The organism is Candidatus Accumulibacter cognatus, from assembly GCF_000584975.1.
Taxonomy (GTDB): Bacteria; Pseudomonadota; Gammaproteobacteria; order Burkholderiales; family Rhodocyclaceae; genus Accumulibacter; species Accumulibacter cognatus.
The window spans coordinates 1-16,121 of the sequence record NZ_JDST02000015.1; the positions used below are offsets into that span (position 1 = coordinate 1).

A 16,121-nucleotide genomic window follows, 5' to 3' on the forward strand; every position below is an offset into this window, starting at 1 on the left:
TTTGCGGAGATCACCTAAAACCAAATCGAGGCAGCTTCTGCCGATAAAAAATGGCTGGTCGGGGATATCCCATCCAGCCATCATTGGTAACTGGCAGGCCATAAAGGCCATGTGCCAGTGGATTACTTGCCGCCGATAACGCCAGCCTCGTTGGCAGCGGTGTTGTTTTTGCCCACTGCAACGGCCGTTGCGTTCTTTTGCGATGCCTGGATTTTGGTGTTGCCCTGAATCTGGGTCCCACCCTTGATGGCACCGGTCGTGTTCTTCGCGGTGTTGCCTTCACCAACAGCAACCGCTGTTACGTTCTCGTTTTTAGCCTTGATGTCGGTATTGCCCTGAATCTGAACACCTTGAGCATTCGGCGAGGACATGCTGCCCTTTGGGCCAGTCTGGGAAGCTTGACCGAAAGCAGCGGTAGAGATGACAGCCGAAGCCAGAGCGATGATAGCGAATTGAGTACGCATATTTGTTTCCTCCATTATGGAAATGATGAACTATGGGCAGGCGAGTATTCTTACTTACCGCCGATGACGCCTGCTTCGTTGGCAGCGGTGTTGTTCTTGCCCACTGCAACGGCCGTCGCATTCTTCTGCGAAGCCTGAATCTTGGTGTTACCCTGAATTTGGGTTCCACCCTTGATGGCACCGGTAGTATTCTTGGCTTCATTGCCTTCGCCGACAGCGACCGCCGTCACGTTTTCGTTTTTAGCCTTGATGTCGGTATTGCCCTGGATCTGCACGCCCTGGGGGTTGCTGGAACGCTGGGTTTGTTGAGCGAAAGCCGGGGAGGCAACGATGGCAGCAGCAATCATCATAGAAATCAGACGCATGTGAGTCTCCTTGTTCAGTATAAAAGTACGACGAAAGAATCAACCAGTTACTACCTTGAATACGACGCGACGATTTTTCGGATCGCGCGCGTCGAGGTTCGGCATCGTTTCGGTCGAGCCCTTGCCGACTGGCACAAAGCGCTTCCGATCGATTCCGTTTCGGGTGGAGATGAAATTCACCACCGCATTAGCGCGGTCGCGAGACAGCGCCATGTTCTTGTCAAAATTACCAGCCACGTCGGTGTGTCCTTCGACGATGACACAGCGATCCGGTGACAGCGCCAGGACTTTGGCGATCTGGTTCAAGGTGCCTTCAGAAGCAGCAGAAACCATTGCACTACCCGCATTAAACTGGATGGCAAAATCCACTCCCACCGTGCGCACATCAGGAGGTAGCGAGCCGCAATCTCGTGAGCCTGCAGTCGAGGCAGCAACTTGAGCAGCGGGCTCGGCCGCTGGAGAGGTGGATTGCTGTTGATTGTCAAAAACAATTGCGCGGGTACGCTTCTGCTGTGGCATGCCTGTTTCGGAGGGCATGCTCATCGCGCGCTCCAGTTCCCTGAGCTTCTCTTCATCCGAGGCAGCCTGGGATAGACCCACGCCGGAGAGCAACATCAAGCCGATCAAAACCCTGGAAATGTTGTTATTCATTGTGATCTCACTTGCAAACGTTGATGACTTCTTTGGTTGTTACAACAATGTCGTTTTTGCGACCGCCCCGGTTATCGTTGGGTTGTGTCGTTCCGACATTGACATTACAGGTGCCTTGCTTCTTGCTGCCGACATTGACGACCTGCTTCTCATCAGTCGGTGTCTTCTGGCCTTTGGCTTGTTCAGACCAGCGTTTAGCCATCGCACTATTGACTTTTTGATTTCCATGCGCGTCCAGACCCTGAACAGCATAAGCATCGAGCATGCTGAAAGTCATCGCAGAGGCGATGGCAAGACTCATCAGTAGCTTATTTGCAATCATCACTGACCACTCCTCCAATATTGGTACAAGCTTTTCTGTTTCGCCCAATGGCAACCGTCGTCACGTTGCCGGCAGCGACATTCACTTTGGTGCTGGTCTTCTGGTCACCCTGAATCACACCAACCCGATTCTTGGCAACGTTGTTGTCTCCAGAGGCAACCGCAGTCATGTTTTTTGTGGTTGCATTGATTTCAGTATTGCCCTGAACCTTGGTCCGCTGACTGGTCTGCGCGAAAGATGAACCGGCGAAGATGGTCAAAGTTGTCAAAGCAATTATGGTCAGGCCAAGCATTTTCATTTCATGCCTCCCGGTTAGCGCAGGGGTAATCGGATGGGCGGACTCCCGCGACGAAATGTTTCTCGCATCGATTGCAATTCCGCATCTGAAACACCGAGCTTGCGAGCACTGAATGATTTGGGATCCGGCGTGAACATCAGATATGCCTGCATTTCGTTGATCAGGAGTTCCTCGTGATTAACCGCATAATTGAAGTTCATGAGAAACCGCTTGAAAAGTTCCCTCTGATATTCCGTCAAGGTTTCGTGCCAGAAACGCTGGCAGTATTTGGCGTAATGCGGGTTTGTATAATACTCGCCGTGGGCAAGTTCGTGCAACAGAATGGCATAGCGTGCGCCTGGTGAAACCATCGGCTCACCCACTTTCCGGTCCTGAGTCTGCGGTATGGCAAGCACGACAACGCCCGGTTTCATGGCTTGGTAAAAACCCCGCCAGAAACGCGCCAGACCCTGTTCAATCAGGAACTCGCGAATCGCAATTTCTTCAGGGTTCAGTTCGATCTTGTCACGTAATGAAAAATTGAAGAACTGCACCAGTTCGGAGATCAGGACGTCATGACCGAAAGCAAAGTCGGCCTGTGTGCGGCGTGCAGCCTCAACATAGCGAGCCAACTCCTGATTGCCGAGCACCTTTGGATAAGCCTCTGTGGTCTGTTGTTCAGTAAATTGGGTAATGCGGTTGAAACTGCGGCCCTGATAGGTCAAACCTGGAAAATCGAATATGTAAATGTCGGGATTATCGGCGATCTGCCAGACTGTCAGCTCTCCACTGCGGGTCTCGAGAACCTGCGTAAAGTCGCCCTGCACGGCGTCCAGCGCCCAAGCCGATTGCAACATGGCCATGAGCACGCTGGCTCCGAGCAGTTTCCTGATGTATCCGGCAGTGTTGTCAAATCCAGATTTCACTTGTCAATTCCATTCGGATCGTTCGAGAAGTTGTCCCGCGCAGTACAAAGCAAAGCAACTTGGGTATGATTATCGTAGCGTAGTTCTGGTGCGTGTCAGCTATCAGCAACTATGGGTTTATTGGAAAACCTATTCACGGGGGATGAGGCGATATGCCTGGGCACGTGATATATTGTTACGAACTTCGACCTGCCGCAAGGAAGTCGGCGCACCAATCGAGCCCGATACCCACGGATAAACCAGCAAAGCACCTGTCCGTGGACGGTCCTGGTTGTAAACACGCCATGCGTTGCTTCTCTGCATGAGATAGCCCGGCTCTGTCTGCGCAAGGGGAACGAAGCGTGACGTTAACCCCCCAGGAGGTGGCGGCATCACGACATTATAATCGACAGCATTATAATCAACGATAATTACCGCCTGAGCCGAAGATACCAGCAAGCTCATGGTAAAAATGCCCAATAGGCTATTTTTCATGAATTGCGACATTGCCATCTTTTCCCCACTTGATTACATAGGTTTTGCCTGACTTCCTGGAGGTATAGGGTGATTTTCCTTTTGGGACCTTTTCCCCATCCACAAATACCTCCCCATTAATCACGGCAACACCCTCCATCTGTACATCCGGGTCAATGGTGCCCGCCGTGTTGCTGGCAACCGAACCACCCTTTCCTGTCTGAACTTTCACGCCAAGCCCGGACACATCAACAGATACTTGCGCCTGTGCAACCATTGCAACACCGAGAATGGCAAGAGAAAGGAGCGCCCACCATTTCATTAATATCTCCATATTTCACATCTATTAATCGTATAACGCATTGGGCAAGTGTTCGGTTGACATGAAAGTTCACCTACAACGAACTTTGACTTGCTGCCCATTGCGAAAGATATGCACGATGCTGCCTGATATGGTGTCGTCCCCAATTCTCCCGGAAACATTGTCGACATCATGGCAAGTCACCAGAGGAATACCGTCCCGACCGACGTGGCTCAAATCGATGTCCTGAGCGTTCCCCGTTCCGGTATAGGCACGTGCGCGATTGCGTTGCTCAGTTTGGCGCGGTTGGCCGCCATCGAATCCGGCAACCCCGGAAGAGGATGGTGGTGGCGTAGGATTGTCACTGCCTGATTGATATGCCCTAGCCTTGTTGCGGTTTTCGAACGCTTTCTCTTCTATTGGTGCGCCGCCACGAGGAGCAAGAATCCCGACTCCCTCATCCTCCGGGTTTGCCGGTGCTTCGCCCTGATAGCGCACTGCCTTCTCACGCTGCGATTGCGAAGTCGATTTCGAAGGGGTCTTCTCCGGCCCAATGATCAATTCTGCTAACAGCCAGGCCTTCTCCGCCTGGCTCTCTGACGCCATGGCCATGGGTACCAGAATTGGGAGGATCAATGCACTGTTCAGGAGAAGTCTGTTGACCAGGGAGGACATGGCGATCTCGTCGATTAGCGGGTAACCGTGATGTCGACGTAACTGCTCATGGCAGTCGGGTTACCTTGACGGTACTGGCTCACGACTTCATCCAGCGAGCGAACAGGCAAAGGAGCCAAATCCCGGGCACCTTTCAGGTTACCCGGGACAACCAGTTCACGGTCAGCACCGATACAGGCAACCCGCTCCTTGCCAGGTTGATCGAAGCGAATCCGGAACCCGCCGCTGGGAAGCCTGACGGTGCTGCCAGAGCGCAAGGTCGGATTGCCAAAGAACTGGTTGGGAAAAATCCGTGCCACGGAACGATTGATATCTTCGTAGTAGCAATATACCGTGCCATCTCCCGTCAAGGATAGCGACATATTCAGGAACTCTCCGACCTTGTAGCTTGGCTTGGAACCTTTGTCGCTGTCGAGATTGACCCGGAATGCAGCGGCGGGGACAGCCTGCGGCGGGGGAAGTGCTACCGGCGCAGGCGCAGGCGCAGGAATCGGCCGGGCAGCCGCTGTTTTAGCCGGTGGCGTGCTGGGCACATAAGCCAGGTTGTTCTGGATGTCATCGAGCAGGCTGGCGTAAAGATCGAAGCTGATTCGCCCATCCGCCACCAGATTGTTCTGTGCCTGGTATTCAAGGATGGCATCCTTCAGCGTGTCATTCATCTTGCCGTCGATCGGGCCATTGTAACGGTTCATGCTGCCACCCAGCTTGCGCTGAACAAAAGTGATCCTTTCGTTTTCTTTCAGCGTTTCGTAGGTTTCCAGTGCCTGCTCGCGGATCACCGGATTGGTGATGTCCGCATCCAGGCAACGCCAATAAGGCACCTGGGTGAATTGACCCAGGGTTTCGATCAGGCCGAGCTCAAGCAGAGTCCGCGTCGTCGCACCCAGGCCTTCCGAGCGGCTGAAGTCGAGATTGAAAGAGAGGCCGACCTTACCCAATTTACCTCCCGCTTCACCGGATTTGCCGGTTTTGATAATGACCATCGTATTGGAAGTGCTGGTTTGCGGAAGAATCTTTCGAGTGGCCGCATCGCCGATACTCATGTCCATGCTGATCAGGTCATAGGAGGCATCGGAAGAGAAACCAAAGTCGAAGAAAGCGGCCGCCAAACCGAAACCACTGTTCTTGCGAATGGTATTGTCATCCATCTGGGTGATCGATCCCCGAATGTAGTAATCGGGGATTTTCATCATGGACTGGCCCTTGGTGTCGAAAAGTCGTGCCAAGTCGTCACCGCCGCCATGAAAGTCGATAAACTCAAAGGCGTTGCTCTTGACCGTCATTTTGGCGATGGCGGTAATCAGCATTTCCTTGGTACCTGTGCGCACCTTGCCGGTCTCATCCGGGATGCCGGTCGAGGTCACGACGATGCCGTTCTTGCCATAGGCGAGGAACAATTCATCCATGCATCGCAAGGCCTGGGAAAAATTGGTCACCGTCTTGATGGCCGGGGTCTTCGGGGCGGCAGCGTTGGAAACGGTTGCTGCCGGGTCTTGCGATTTGCCGAGCACGTCCTGCGCCGAAGCAAGGTTGCAGAACAGCGCCAGTGGAATCATCGTTAAACCGGGGATCAGTTTCGACATAGTTAAACCTTCTTGATGAAATCGATCGTTCAGCGCAATCGAAAAAAATTGCGTCCAATAGCATACTCTACCACCAAGAGATAGCCGTCTAACAAGGAAATATTTCACGATTTGTTTGTATCAGAACGACCCAGACGGGTCTTCCGTACTCGGCAAACCGTCTTCGAGAGCTTGCCATCCCGCTGCCCGGGGGGAATCGATCGACTGCTGTCGTGAGCGACAGCAGTGCGTGGTGTGGGAGTATTCAGCGTGTCAGCAGCATCAGCATCAGCAGATTGGCGAAAAGCGATATGCTGGCAATGATTCGCCAGGTGAGCAACGGGTTGCGTAGAGCCAGCGGAGTCACTGGAGGTCGGTTGAGCGGTCGGGTGGCACCGCGTTCGAGCGCCAGCAGGAATTCTTCAGCGGTTTCGAAGCGCTGCGCGGGATCTTTCGCAACCGCCTTGAGCAAAATGTTCTCCAGCCAGCCTGGGATATCCGGACGGTAGCGCGTCGGCGCCAAGGGTTCGCCAAATTTTGGGTGCTGAAAGGGTTCGACCTCGCCATAGGGATATTTGCGGGTCAGCAGATGGTAGAGCACGACACCGGCGGCATAGAGGTCATGCGTGGTACTTGCCCTTCCACCCGAAAAGAGTTCCGGCGCCATGTAGCTCGGTGTGCCAGGATTGCCTCTGTCGATTTCGTCTTCGGACAAACTGATCGCAACGCCGAGATCGAGAATGCGCAGGCGGCCGTCACGCCCGAGGTGAATGTTTGCGGGCTTGATGTCACGGTGGGCGACGTCGAGGCGGTGCAGCGCCGAGAGGCCCTTTATTAAACGGATGCCATGCAGGACGGCATCCGCAACGGTAAAATGCATGTCGGCATCAAGCATCCGCTGCAGCGTCCCACCCTCGTGCCAAGTCTGCAGGTAATACAGGCAACTGCGTCGTTCGGCCGGGAGCAGTTGCGGGAAGAAAGGCGAGACGATACGCCGGGCACGCCATTCTTCCATGATCAATGCTCGAATTTCGTCGGCATCATCGGCGAGTTCTGGACGCAGTGTCTTGAGCACCAGAGGTTGGCCGGACAACAGGTCGGTGACACGGTAAAGCAGGGTTGCTCGCGAGTCGTGCAGCACTTCGTCGATGCGCAGACCATCGAAGGTCTGGCCAGGCTTGAATCGGGGCGGCAAGGGCAGGCGCGACGTGCCTTCGAGCGAGTCACGCAGGTTTTCCGCAGGCAGTTCGGCGACGCGCAAGACCACGGCGCTGGCATTGTCCTGGCTGCCCGACGCCAGCGCCAGGCTGGTTAGCGATGCGGCAGCCTGCTGCGCGTCGGGATGTGCGATCAGCACACCACAGATGCGCTGCTTGTCGAGTACGCCCCAGACGCCGTCGGAGCAAAGCAAGAAACAGTCTCCCTCCTGCAGTTCGCCGTCAACAAAATCGAGATGGAAGTGACGGTCGAGGCCAACTGCCCTTGACAGAACGTTCCTGAGTTCGGGGTGCTCCCATACGTGGTCGGTTGTCAAGCGCCGGCAGACGCCATCGCGCAGCAGATAGAGGCGCGAGTCGCCGACATGTGCGCACACGTAACGTCGGCCGCGCAGCACCAGCGTGGTGAGTGTCGTCGCCATACCGGCGAGTTCGGGTTGCCGGCCGGCTTCGGCCATGACCCAACGGTTGAGCGGAACGACGACCTTTTCCAGCGCATGCGGCACGCTCCAGGTCTCGGGTGTCGCGTAATAGTCGGAGAGCAGGCTACGTACGGTGTACTCGGCGGCCTCGCGCCCGCCCTTGTGACCGCCGATGCCGTCGGCAACGGCCGCGATCAGGCCCTTGTTCTCAAGATCTGCGCCGTACGGGGTGACCATGCCGCAGAAGTCCTCATTACGTTCGCGAGGACCGGTCAGCGAGGAGTGACCAACGTCGACAGTCAGCGGCATGCGGGCTTGGCTCCGGAAAGGAAAGGGCGGCAGGTCGCAATGTACCGTGCCGCCCGCGCGAAGAAAACCACCGGTTCAGATTTTGGCTGCCGTCAGGTGCGCAGCACCCCAAGTCGTGCGCCAGCGGTTCTTGACCCCCGAAAGGCCGGCGAAAGCCAATAGAGCCAGTGCGGCAAAGATCAGGAAGCCGATCTGATAGCTGCCGGTGATCTGCTTAGCGTAACCAAGCGACGATGCCAAGTAGAAGCCGCCGACACCTCCGGCCATGCCGACCAGACCGGTCATGACACCAATTTCCTTGCGGAAGCGCTGCGGCACTAACTGGAAGACGGCACCGTTGCCCATGCCGAGCGCCAGCATCGCGCCGACGAAAGCAAGCAGCGCCATCCACGCCGTCGGCAGGCCCATGCTGACGACGCCGAGGAAGGCCGCCGCCAGAAGGTACATCACCGACAGGCTCTTGATGCCGCCGATGCGGTCAGCGACGTTGCCGCCAATCGGTCGCACCAGTGATCCGGCAAATACGCAGGCGGCAGTGAAGAAGCCGGCGGTCTTGGCGTCGAGCCCGTACTGGATATTGAAATAGATAGTCAACGACGAGGCGAGGCCGACGAAACCACCGAAGGTTACCGAGTAGAAGAACATGAACCACCAAGCGTCGGTGTCCTTGAGTACTTTCAGGTATTCGGCCAGTGATTTCGGTGCCGGGCACTCGGGCGCGTCCTTGGCGGCGACCAGATAGAAGATGAAGACCAGAACCAGAGGGATCAGCGCCAGACCGAAAACGTTGCTCCAGCCAAAAGCAATCGCCAGGCTCGGTGCGATCAGCGCCGCGAGCGCCGTTCCCGAGTTGCCGGCACCGGCGATCCCGAGTGCCGTTCCCTGATGCTCGGGCGGATACCAACGAGAAGCAAGCGGCAGTGCGACCGCGAAAGAGGCACCGGCGACACCGAGGAACACGCCGAGGATCAGCGTCTGCTCGTAGCTGTGGATACCGAAATACCAAGCGAAGAACAGTGCAACGATGACGATCACCTGGCCGATGGCACCGGCCAGTTTCGGTTTCAGGTGGTCGACGAGAATGCCCATGAAGATTCGCAGAATGGCACCAGCGAGAACCGGAGTGGCGACCATCATCCCTTTCTGTGCGTGCGTAAGGCCAAGATCCTTGGCGATCTGCACGCCCAGAGGTCCGAGCATGACCCAAACCATGAAGGCCAGGTCGAAATAGAGAAAAGCTGCCAGCAACGTCGGCCGATGCCCCGCCTTCCAGAATGTCTTGTCCATGCTTTTATCCCTTCAATTCAGAGTTGTAGAAAAACCGTTCCGCTGTCGATACGGACGGGGTAGCGACGTGTGCAGCCTTCGTCGGGAGCCACCGCTTCACCTGTATCGAGGCGCAGTTTCCAGCCGTGCAGCGGGCAGGTCACCTGGTTGCCATGTACGAGTCCCTGCGACAGCGGCCCGCCCTTGTGCGGGCACTGATCGCGCAGTGCAAACACCTCACCGCCCGAGGTGCGGAAGATGGCGATATTGCCGCTGGTCGAGCGCACTACGCGGCTGCCCATGCGCGGGATTTCGTCAAGCTCACAGATCGATTTCCATTCAGCCATTTCTGTTCTCCAATCCTTCATACCGAAAGCAGTTCATACTCGTTGTGCTCGACACCGGCAATACGCTCGGCCCAGGGATCCTTGGCATCCTTCAACTCGGCCAGCAAGCGCCCGTACAGCGCCCGGCGGTTCTCTTCGTCCTCGACGACGCGCTGCTTGGCGTGGTCGAGTCCGACACGTTCAAGGTAATGGCAGGTTCGTTCGAGGTAGAAACCTTCTTCGCGGTAGAGCTGCAGGAAAGCGCCGGCGTACTCCATCACTTCTTCATCACTCCTGACCTTGACGAAGAACTGCGCGACCTCGGTCTTGATTCCGCCGTTGCCGCCGACGTACAGTTCGTAACCCGAATCGACGCCGATCACGCCGACGTCCTTGATACCAGCCTCGGCACAGTTGCGCGGACAGCCCGAAACTGCCAGCTTGACCTTATGCGGTGCGTACATGTCGAACAGCATCTTCTCGAGCTTGACGCCCATGGCCATCGCCAGTTGCGTACCGAAGCGGCAGTGCTCCAGACCAACACAGGTCTTGACGGTGCGAATCGATTTACCGTAGGCGTGCCCCGAGGGCATGTCTAGATCCTTCCAGATGCTGATCAGGTCTTCCTTCCTGATCCCGAGCAGGTCGATGCGCTGGCCACCGGTGACCTTGATCGTCGGCACTTGGTACTTGTCGGCAACATCAGCGATTCGGCGCAACTCAGCCGCCGTGGTTACCCCCCCCCACATCCGTGGCACCACCGAGAAGGTGCCGTCCTTCTGGATATTCGCGTGTGCCCGTTCGTTGATCAGGCGTGAGCGTGGATCGTCCTTAACCTCTTTCGGCCAGGTCGAGATCAGGTAGTAGTTCAGCGCCGGACGGCACTTGTCACAGCCGTCAGGCGTCTGCCATTCGAGGAAGCGCATGACTGCGTCAATGCTCAGCAAGTGCTGCGCACGAATCGCGTCGCGCACTTCCTGGTGTGAGTAATCAGTACAGCCGCAAACCGCTTTTCGGTTCGAAGCCGCCGGGGTATAGGCTCCGCCAATCGTCGCCGAGAGGATCTGTTCGCAGAGGCCAGCGCAGGAGCCGCAGGACGATGCTGCCTTGGTGTGTTTCTTGATGTCGTCAAGCGTGAACAGCCCCTTTTCCTTGATCGCCTTGACGATGCTGCCCTTGCTGACGCCGTTGCAACCGCACACTTCGGAGCTGTCGGCCATGGACGCCGCTTTGCTGTGACCCTGATGACCGACATCGCCGACATGTGACTGTCCGAATAGCAGATGATCGCGAATCTCATGGATGTCCTGGCCGTCGCGCAGCAACTGGAAGTACCAAGGACCATCGGCGGTGTCCCCATAGAGAACTCCACCAACCAGTTTGTTGTCCTTGATCACCAGTTTCTTGTAAACGCCACCTGCGGCATCATTGAGGACGATTTCCTCGCTATCGTGACCGCCAAAAAAGTCACCGGCTGAGAACAGGTCGATACCAGTGACCTTGAGCTTGGTCGATGTGACCGATCCGGTGTAGCGGCTGATCCCGTAATTGCCGAGATGGTTGGCTGCAACCTTGCCCTGCTCGAAAAGCGGCGCGACGAGTCCGTACGCAACCCCACGGTGTGCAACACATTCCCCGACGGCGTAGATTTTCGGGTCGTAGGTTTGCATGGTGTCGTTGACCACGATACCACGGTGGCAATAGATGCCTGCCGATTCGGCCAGCGTCGTATTCGGGCGAATGCCCACAGCCATCACCACCAGATCGGCAGGGATCTGCAGACCATCCTTGAGGCGGATGGCGGCGACGCGCCCGCTCTCACCGGCGATCAACATTTCAGTCTGTTTTCCTAGCAGGAACTTCAGACCGCGATCTTCAAGCGATTTTTGCAACATCCGGCCGGCGGTCTGGTCGAGCTGGCGTTCGAGCAGCCAGTCGGCGAGATGGACCACCGTCACGTCCATCCCACGCAGCTTGAGTCCGTTGGCCGCTTCGAGACCGAGCAGGCCGCCACCGATCACCACTGCATGTCGGTAGCGGCGCGCGGCGTCGATCATCGCGTCGGTATCGCCGATATCGCGATAGGAAATGACCCCCGGCAGATCATTGCCGGGCACCGGCAGGATGAACGGGTTTGAACCGGTAGCCAGCAGCAGGCGGTCATACGGCGCTTCGGTGCCGTCCTCGGCGATCACCCGGCGCAGAACGCGGTCGATCCTGCTCACTTTTTTGCCGAGGTGCAATTTGATACCGTGCTCAGCGTACCAGCTATGATCGTTGAGAATGATGTCCTGGATCGTCATTTCGCCGGCCAGCACCGGCGAAAGCAGGATGCGGTTGTAGTTGGGGTGCGGCTCGGCACCGAAAACAGTGATATCGTACTGATCGGGGGCGATCTTCAGCAATTCCTCAAGCGTGCGTACGCCAGCCATCCCGTTGCCGACCATCACCAGATTTTTCTTGCCCATCTTCATGGCTCCCATTGATACGTCCTGATGGCCAACCTCTAGCAACAACCGTGCCCGAAATTTCTGCGCTGATTTTTCATGCCTTTTGATCTACCCTGCACCACCGCCGATGATGCGACGCACAATTTCAGGGCATGCTGCTGCATTCTGGTGCGGTGATGTAGGTGGTTGCCGGCATACGACAGTGGCAATCGCCGGGCATGCGGGTTGGCAGGATGTCGACCGCAGCCTACGCTTCGGGCCACCACTAAAAGGCAACTTTTTCACGTCCGCACAGGACATATCCGGTTAAAATGTTTTTTGGGTTGATCGTATTGTCGGATATGCTGTCCGGCTTGCCGGTGCAGCCGGCAGCCATTGGAAAAACCGGGAGGGAATCAATGAGTCGAGTCTATGCCGCGGCAGCGTTGACGCTGCTGGTGACGCTGCTGGCCGGCTGCGCCGCCAATCCGATGCGACAATATGACACCGAGCTCAAGGAAACCGTGAACCTGGTGAAAACCGGCGCCGTCAAGCAGGCGATCGAACAGGTCGAGAAGAACAACACCACTGGCCCGCTGACCCAGGACAAGGACATTCTCTACTACTTCGAAAAGGGCGAACTCCTCAGCCTGGACAAGGACTATGCCGGAAGTCGCGACACCTGGCTGCAGGCCGACGCCATCATCCAGCAATGGGAAGACGAATACCGTACCAATCCACAGAAGCTATTCGGTGATATCGGCAGCTACCTGATCAGCGACAAGACGCGTCGCTACGACGGTCAGGACTACGAGAAGGTCATGCTGTCGACGCTACTCACCCTCGACCATATTCTCCTCGGCAACGCCGATCTGGCTCGCATCGAAATGAAGAAGACCTACGAGCGCGAGCAGTTGATCAAGTCTTTCCGCGAGAAGGAATACGACAAGCTCAAGGAAGAGGGCGACAAGCTCAAGGTTGATAACGACCCCAAGCGTCTCAAGGATTATCCGCTCGCCGAACTCGACACACCGGAAGTCCGCGATTTGAAGAATGGCTACCAGAATGCCTTCGCGCACTTCCTTGCCGGCTACTTCTTCGAAGTCACCGGCGAACCTTCGCTGGCCGAGCCGGGCTACCGCAATGCGCTGCAACTTTCACCGAACAAGCTGCTCATCCAGAGCAGCCTGAAAAACGTCGGCAAGCGCAAACCTGGGCCGCGCGAGTCGGACGTGCTCTTCGTCGTCGAATCGGGATTCGCGCCGTCGTGGAAGTCGATCACCCTCCCGATTCCGGTGCCACGCAAGAACGGCTTGGTGGTCACGGCACTCTCGTTCCCTACCCTCAAGGCGGAAAACCGCGGCTTCGTTCCCCCGGTATTGACGGTCGCCGGCCGCCAGTTGCCGGTCGAAACGCTGAGCAACCTCGACACCATGGCGCGTCGGCTGCTCAAGGATCAGATGCCGGCGATCATTCTGCGCACGATAATCCGTGCTGCGCTGAAGGCCGTCGCCGAGGACCAGGCGAACAAGGCGTCGCCGATCCTCGGTCTCGCGGTTGGCGTGACTTCCGTGGTTACCGAGCAGGCCGACGACCGCAGTTGGCGCACCCTGCCAGAGCGTATTTCGGTGGCGCGCGCGATCCTGCCACACGGTCGACAAACGGTCGAGTTCCAGACCGGCGCCGGCGCTTACCGCACCGAGGTCAACATCGGCAGCCGCTTCACCATCGTTCCGATTCGACTCACCGGGGGTGCCGTCTATGTCGGGCAGCCGAACGTCGCCATAGAAAGTGCTCAGTCGACCAGTAGCGCTCCCGATGCCCGTCCCCAGGTGCGTGGCGTTCGCGGGAAGCCGGCCAAGGCGGCGGCAACCCAGTAATCCCGCAGGAGGTTCTCATGAGACGCATTTTCCTTATCGCCATCAGTCTGGTTTTAGCTCTCGCTGCCACCGGCAACGCGCTGGCCGCAACTGAACGGCGCGTTGCGCTAGTGATTGGCAACAACGACTACCAGAACATTACCAAGCTGGAGAAGGCGGTCAACGATGCCAATTCCGTGGCTCGCGAACTCAAGAAGATCGGCTTCGAAGTGATGGCCTACAACAACGTCGGCCAGAAGAAGATGAACCTGGCGGTCAACGAGTTCGTGCAGAAGATCTCCGGCGGCGGGATCGGGATTTTTTTCTTCGCTGGACATGGCTTGCAGGTCAACAACCAGAATTTCCTGGTGCCGGTCGACATGGATTCCCCGCGCAACGAAAACGACCTCGCCGACCAGGCGGTGAGCGTGCTGGCGATCCAGGACAAGATCGCCGACGCCAAGGCCAAGTTCACCCTGCTCGTTCTCGACGCCTGCCGCGACAATCCCCTGCCGAAGAAATCCGGCACGCGCTCGATCGGCGCCACGCGCGGTCTGGCACCTCCACAGGCGCCCAACGGTCAGATCGTTCTCTATTCGGCGGGCGCCAACCAGCAGGCGCTCGACAAGCTGGGCGACAACGACAACAACCCGAACGGCCTGTTCACCCGTGAGTTCCTGCCATCGATCACGCAGCCGGGAATCAGCGCTACTGATGCGATGCGCAGGGTACGCAGCACGGTCACCCAGAAGGCGAAGTCGGTCGGCCACGACCAGCAGCCGGCACTCTACGAACAGACAGACGGCGATTTTTATTTTGTCGCCGGCCCGGCACCGAATGCCACCGGTAAGCCGACAACAACGGTGGTGCAGACGGTCGACCCCAAAGCGGTCGAACTGGCGTTCTGGGACAGTATCAAAAACAGCAACACGCCGGATGATTTTAGCGATTACCTCAGCAAATATCCGGACGGGCAATTTTCCGCACTCGCCAAGCGGCGCCTGGGCGCCACCAACTCGACAGCGACCCGCGGCGGCGACTCCCCGGCCACTGCACCAGCACCGACCCAACTGGCGCTCAGCCAGCCACGACCAGTACCCGAAACTGGGCCGAGCATCGCCAGCAAGATCGAGGAACTGGGCAAGATGGTTTCCCTCACGGTAAGCGACCTGCGCGCCACCCGGCGTGATAACCTGCTGCGCATCCAGGTCGAGATCACCAACACCAGTTCCAGCAACCAGCAGCTCTACTATCGCTTCAAGTGGCTCGATCGCGATGGCTTCTCCGTCTGGGACGATGAGCCATGGAAACCGCTGCTGGTCTATGGCCAACAGAAGCAACTGATCAATGTGGTCGGACCGACCTTCAAGGCGACCGACTTCCGACTAATCCTGCAAAGCCCGAACAACATCAGCAACTGAGTCGTAGTAGGCCGGTAGCGGTGAGCGCTCCTGCCCACGGCCATGGCTTTCCCAGGCGCCACCGATCATGAATCTTGACCGTTTCCCGTACCCGCTCCTCTCTTGCTTACGGGAAAGAGGCGAGGCATGAGTCGCTGACGCGACTTGCATCGCCAACTGGCCGGGCACCGCCACCCCGCCAGACCATTTCGCAACGCGACCGCTCGCAGGTCGCCAACATCGCCATCAGGAGGTAACGCAATGCAAGGTCAATTCAAGTCCGAAATCCGCTTCACCCTACTTGCCAGCACACTCGTGCTGGCCTTGGCCGGCTGTACGACGATTTCTTCACCGACAGTGGGGGGTGGCAATGTCAGCTACGGCGACGCCAAGGCTGTCGAAACGGTCACCACTGACCTCGGGTCGACCGACATCCAGATGATTTCGGAAAAAATGACGCAATCGCTGATTCAGCACCCGCTGATCCAGGACCTGATCCGCAAGCGCCAGTTGCTGATGGCCTCGCCAGTGAAGAACAAGACCAGCGAATACTTCGACACCCGTCTGATCACCGACACCATCCTGACGCAGTTGCAGAAGAGCGGTGTCCGCTACGCGATTGAGGGCGAGGACATGCAGAACCAGGTCGATGAACTGCGCCGGCAGAACCAGAGCGGTCTCTACGACAAGGGTAAGTCGGTCAAGATGGGCAAAATGCAGGGCGCGAAATTCCGTATCGACGGCAGCATCTCGTCGATCGTGAAGAAGAATGCAGACATCAAGGACGTTTACTACAAGATGAACCTGCGTCTGGTCGAGATCGAAACCGGCATCGTCGAATGGTCCGACGAGAAGGACATCCGCAAGTCAGCCAGACGCTAGACGCTCACCCAGTCA

17 protein-coding genes are annotated in these 16,121 nt (G+C 57.2%); 3 read left to right on the forward strand and 14 right to left on the reverse strand.

What is annotated here, in order from left to right; translation table 11 throughout:
- Nucleotides 1-122: 122 nt before the first annotated feature.
- The 14 genes from AW06_RS03705 to nirB all read right to left on the reverse strand — a co-directional run bounded on the left by AW06_RS03705 (nt 123) and on the right by nirB (nt 12,004).
- Nucleotides 123-464, reverse strand: a complete 342-nt coding sequence (locus AW06_RS03705) for a hypothetical protein (protein ID WP_034930173.1) — start codon at nt 462-464, stop codon at nt 123-125.
- Between the two features lie 50 nt (nt 465-514).
- Entirely contained in the window at nt 515-829 is a 315-nt protein-coding gene (locus AW06_RS03710) for a hypothetical protein (RefSeq protein ID WP_034930171.1), read from the reverse strand.
- 39 nt (nt 830-868) lie between these two features.
- Nucleotides 869-1,480 carry an OmpA family protein gene (locus tag AW06_RS19825; protein ID WP_138678149.1) on the reverse strand — a complete coding sequence of 204 codons (612 nt, stop codon included), beginning with the start codon at nt 1,478-1,480 and terminating at the stop codon, nt 869-871.
- Between the two features lie 7 nt (nt 1,481-1,487).
- Nucleotides 1,488-1,802: a hypothetical protein gene (locus tag AW06_RS03720; protein WP_273704353.1), complete on the reverse strand. Its 315-nt coding sequence runs from the start codon at nt 1,800-1,802 to the stop codon at nt 1,488-1,490.
- On the reverse strand, nt 1,789-2,100 hold the full coding sequence (locus tag AW06_RS03725; protein ID WP_046535633.1) for a hypothetical protein: 312 nt from the start codon (nt 2,098-2,100) through the stop codon (nt 1,789-1,791). The genes AW06_RS03720 and AW06_RS03725 overlap by 14 nt, the downstream gene beginning before the upstream one ends.
- 14 nt (nt 2,101-2,114) lie before the next feature.
- Nucleotides 2,115-3,005: a hypothetical protein gene (locus AW06_RS03730; RefSeq protein ID WP_034945771.1), complete on the reverse strand. Its 891-nt coding sequence runs from the start codon at nt 3,003-3,005 to the stop codon at nt 2,115-2,117.
- 129 nt (nt 3,006-3,134) lie between these two features.
- A complete protein-coding gene (locus AW06_RS19830) occupies nt 3,135-3,491 on the reverse strand; it encodes a hypothetical protein (RefSeq protein WP_138678147.1) in 357 nt (118 codons plus the stop codon).
- Nucleotides 3,469-3,780, reverse strand: a complete 312-nt coding sequence (locus AW06_RS03735; RefSeq protein WP_034945773.1) for a hypothetical protein — start codon at nt 3,778-3,780, stop codon at nt 3,469-3,471. The genes AW06_RS19830 and AW06_RS03735 overlap by 23 nt, the downstream gene beginning before the upstream one ends.
- A gap of 69 nt (nt 3,781-3,849) precedes the next feature.
- Nucleotides 3,850-4,434 carry a hypothetical protein gene (locus AW06_RS19835; RefSeq protein ID WP_138678146.1) on the reverse strand — a complete coding sequence of 195 codons (585 nt, stop codon included), beginning with the start codon at nt 4,432-4,434 and terminating at the stop codon, nt 3,850-3,852.
- Between the two features lie 14 nt (nt 4,435-4,448).
- Complete coding sequence (locus AW06_RS03740) at nt 4,449-6,125, reverse strand: DUF4384 domain-containing protein (RefSeq protein WP_273704354.1); 1,677 nt, start codon at nt 6,123-6,125, stop codon at nt 4,449-4,451.
- Nucleotides 6,126-6,261: 136 nt separating this feature from the next.
- Complete coding sequence (locus AW06_RS03745; RefSeq protein ID WP_034945775.1) at nt 6,262-7,944, reverse strand: bifunctional protein-serine/threonine kinase/phosphatase; 1,683 nt, start codon at nt 7,942-7,944, stop codon at nt 6,262-6,264.
- Nucleotides 7,945-8,019: 75 nt separating this feature from the next.
- A complete protein-coding gene (locus tag AW06_RS03750; protein WP_034945777.1) occupies nt 8,020-9,231 on the reverse strand; it encodes a nitrate/nitrite transporter in 1,212 nt (403 codons plus the stop codon).
- A 17-nt stretch (nt 9,232-9,248) separates the two neighbouring features.
- Nucleotides 9,249-9,557, reverse strand: a complete 309-nt coding sequence (nirD, locus tag AW06_RS03755; protein ID WP_034945780.1) for a nitrite reductase small subunit NirD — start codon at nt 9,555-9,557, stop codon at nt 9,249-9,251.
- 17 nt (nt 9,558-9,574) lie between these two features.
- Nucleotides 9,575-12,004 carry a nitrite reductase large subunit NirB gene (gene nirB, locus AW06_RS03760; RefSeq protein ID WP_034945833.1) on the reverse strand — a complete coding sequence of 810 codons (2,430 nt, stop codon included), beginning with the start codon at nt 12,002-12,004 and terminating at the stop codon, nt 9,575-9,577.
- A 380-nt stretch (nt 12,005-12,384) separates the two neighbouring features.
- Here nirB and AW06_RS03765 point away from each other — a divergent pair, with 380 nt between their 5' ends.
- From AW06_RS03765 to lpoB, 3 genes are all read left to right on the forward strand, one after another.
- Complete coding sequence (locus AW06_RS03765; RefSeq protein ID WP_046536320.1) at nt 12,385-13,845, forward strand: hypothetical protein; 1,461 nt, start codon at nt 12,385-12,387, stop codon at nt 13,843-13,845.
- Nucleotides 13,846-13,862: 17 nt separating this feature from the next.
- Nucleotides 13,863-15,245 (forward strand): DUF1425 domain-containing protein, encoded by a 1,383-nt coding sequence (locus tag AW06_RS19840; RefSeq protein ID WP_273704355.1) that lies wholly within the window; start codon nt 13,863-13,865, stop codon nt 15,243-15,245.
- A gap of 240 nt (nt 15,246-15,485) precedes the next feature.
- Nucleotides 15,486-16,106, forward strand: a complete 621-nt coding sequence (gene lpoB / locus AW06_RS03775; RefSeq protein WP_034945782.1) for a penicillin-binding protein activator LpoB — start codon at nt 15,486-15,488, stop codon at nt 16,104-16,106.
- Nucleotides 16,107-16,121 lie beyond the last annotated feature (15 nt).

Coding starts and splice junctions, on each gene's coding strand:
- AW06_RS19840 (WP_273704355.1), top strand. CDS start 13,863: ATGAGACGCATTTTCCTTATCGCCATCAGTCTGGTTTTAGCTCTCGCT.
- AW06_RS03720 (WP_273704353.1), bottom strand. CDS start 1,802: ATGATTGCAAATAAGCTACTGATGAGTCTTGCCATCGCCTCTGCGATG.
- AW06_RS03705 (WP_034930173.1), bottom strand. CDS start 464: ATGCGTACTCAATTCGCTATCATCGCTCTGGCTTCGGCTGTCATCTCT.
- AW06_RS03765 (WP_046536320.1), top strand. CDS start 12,385: ATGAGTCGAGTCTATGCCGCGGCAGCGTTGACGCTGCTGGTGACGCTG.
- lpoB (WP_034945782.1), top strand. CDS start 15,486: ATGCAAGGTCAATTCAAGTCCGAAATCCGCTTCACCCTACTTGCCAGC.
- AW06_RS03710 (WP_034930171.1), bottom strand. CDS start 829: ATGCGTCTGATTTCTATGATGATTGCTGCTGCCATCGTTGCCTCCCCG.
- AW06_RS03735 (WP_034945773.1), bottom strand. CDS start 3,780: ATGAAATGGTGGGCGCTCCTTTCTCTTGCCATTCTCGGTGTTGCAATG.
- AW06_RS19830 (WP_138678147.1), bottom strand. CDS start 3,491: ATGTCGCAATTCATGAAAAATAGCCTATTGGGCATTTTTACCATGAGC.
- AW06_RS03725 (WP_046535633.1), bottom strand. CDS start 2,100: ATGAAAATGCTTGGCCTGACCATAATTGCTTTGACAACTTTGACCATC.
- nirB (WP_034945833.1), bottom strand. CDS start 12,004: ATGGGCAAGAAAAATCTGGTGATGGTCGGCAACGGGATGGCTGGCGTA.
- nirD (WP_034945780.1), bottom strand. CDS start 9,557: ATGGCTGAATGGAAATCGATCTGTGAGCTTGACGAAATCCCGCGCATG.
- AW06_RS03745 (WP_034945775.1), bottom strand. CDS start 7,944: ATGCCGCTGACTGTCGACGTTGGTCACTCCTCGCTGACCGGTCCTCGC.
- AW06_RS19825 (WP_138678149.1), bottom strand. CDS start 1,480: ATGAATAACAACATTTCCAGGGTTTTGATCGGCTTGATGTTGCTCTCC.
- AW06_RS19835 (WP_138678146.1), bottom strand. CDS start 4,434: ATGTCCTCCCTGGTCAACAGACTTCTCCTGAACAGTGCATTGATCCTC.
- AW06_RS03750 (WP_034945777.1), bottom strand. CDS start 9,231: ATGGACAAGACATTCTGGAAGGCGGGGCATCGGCCGACGTTGCTGGCA.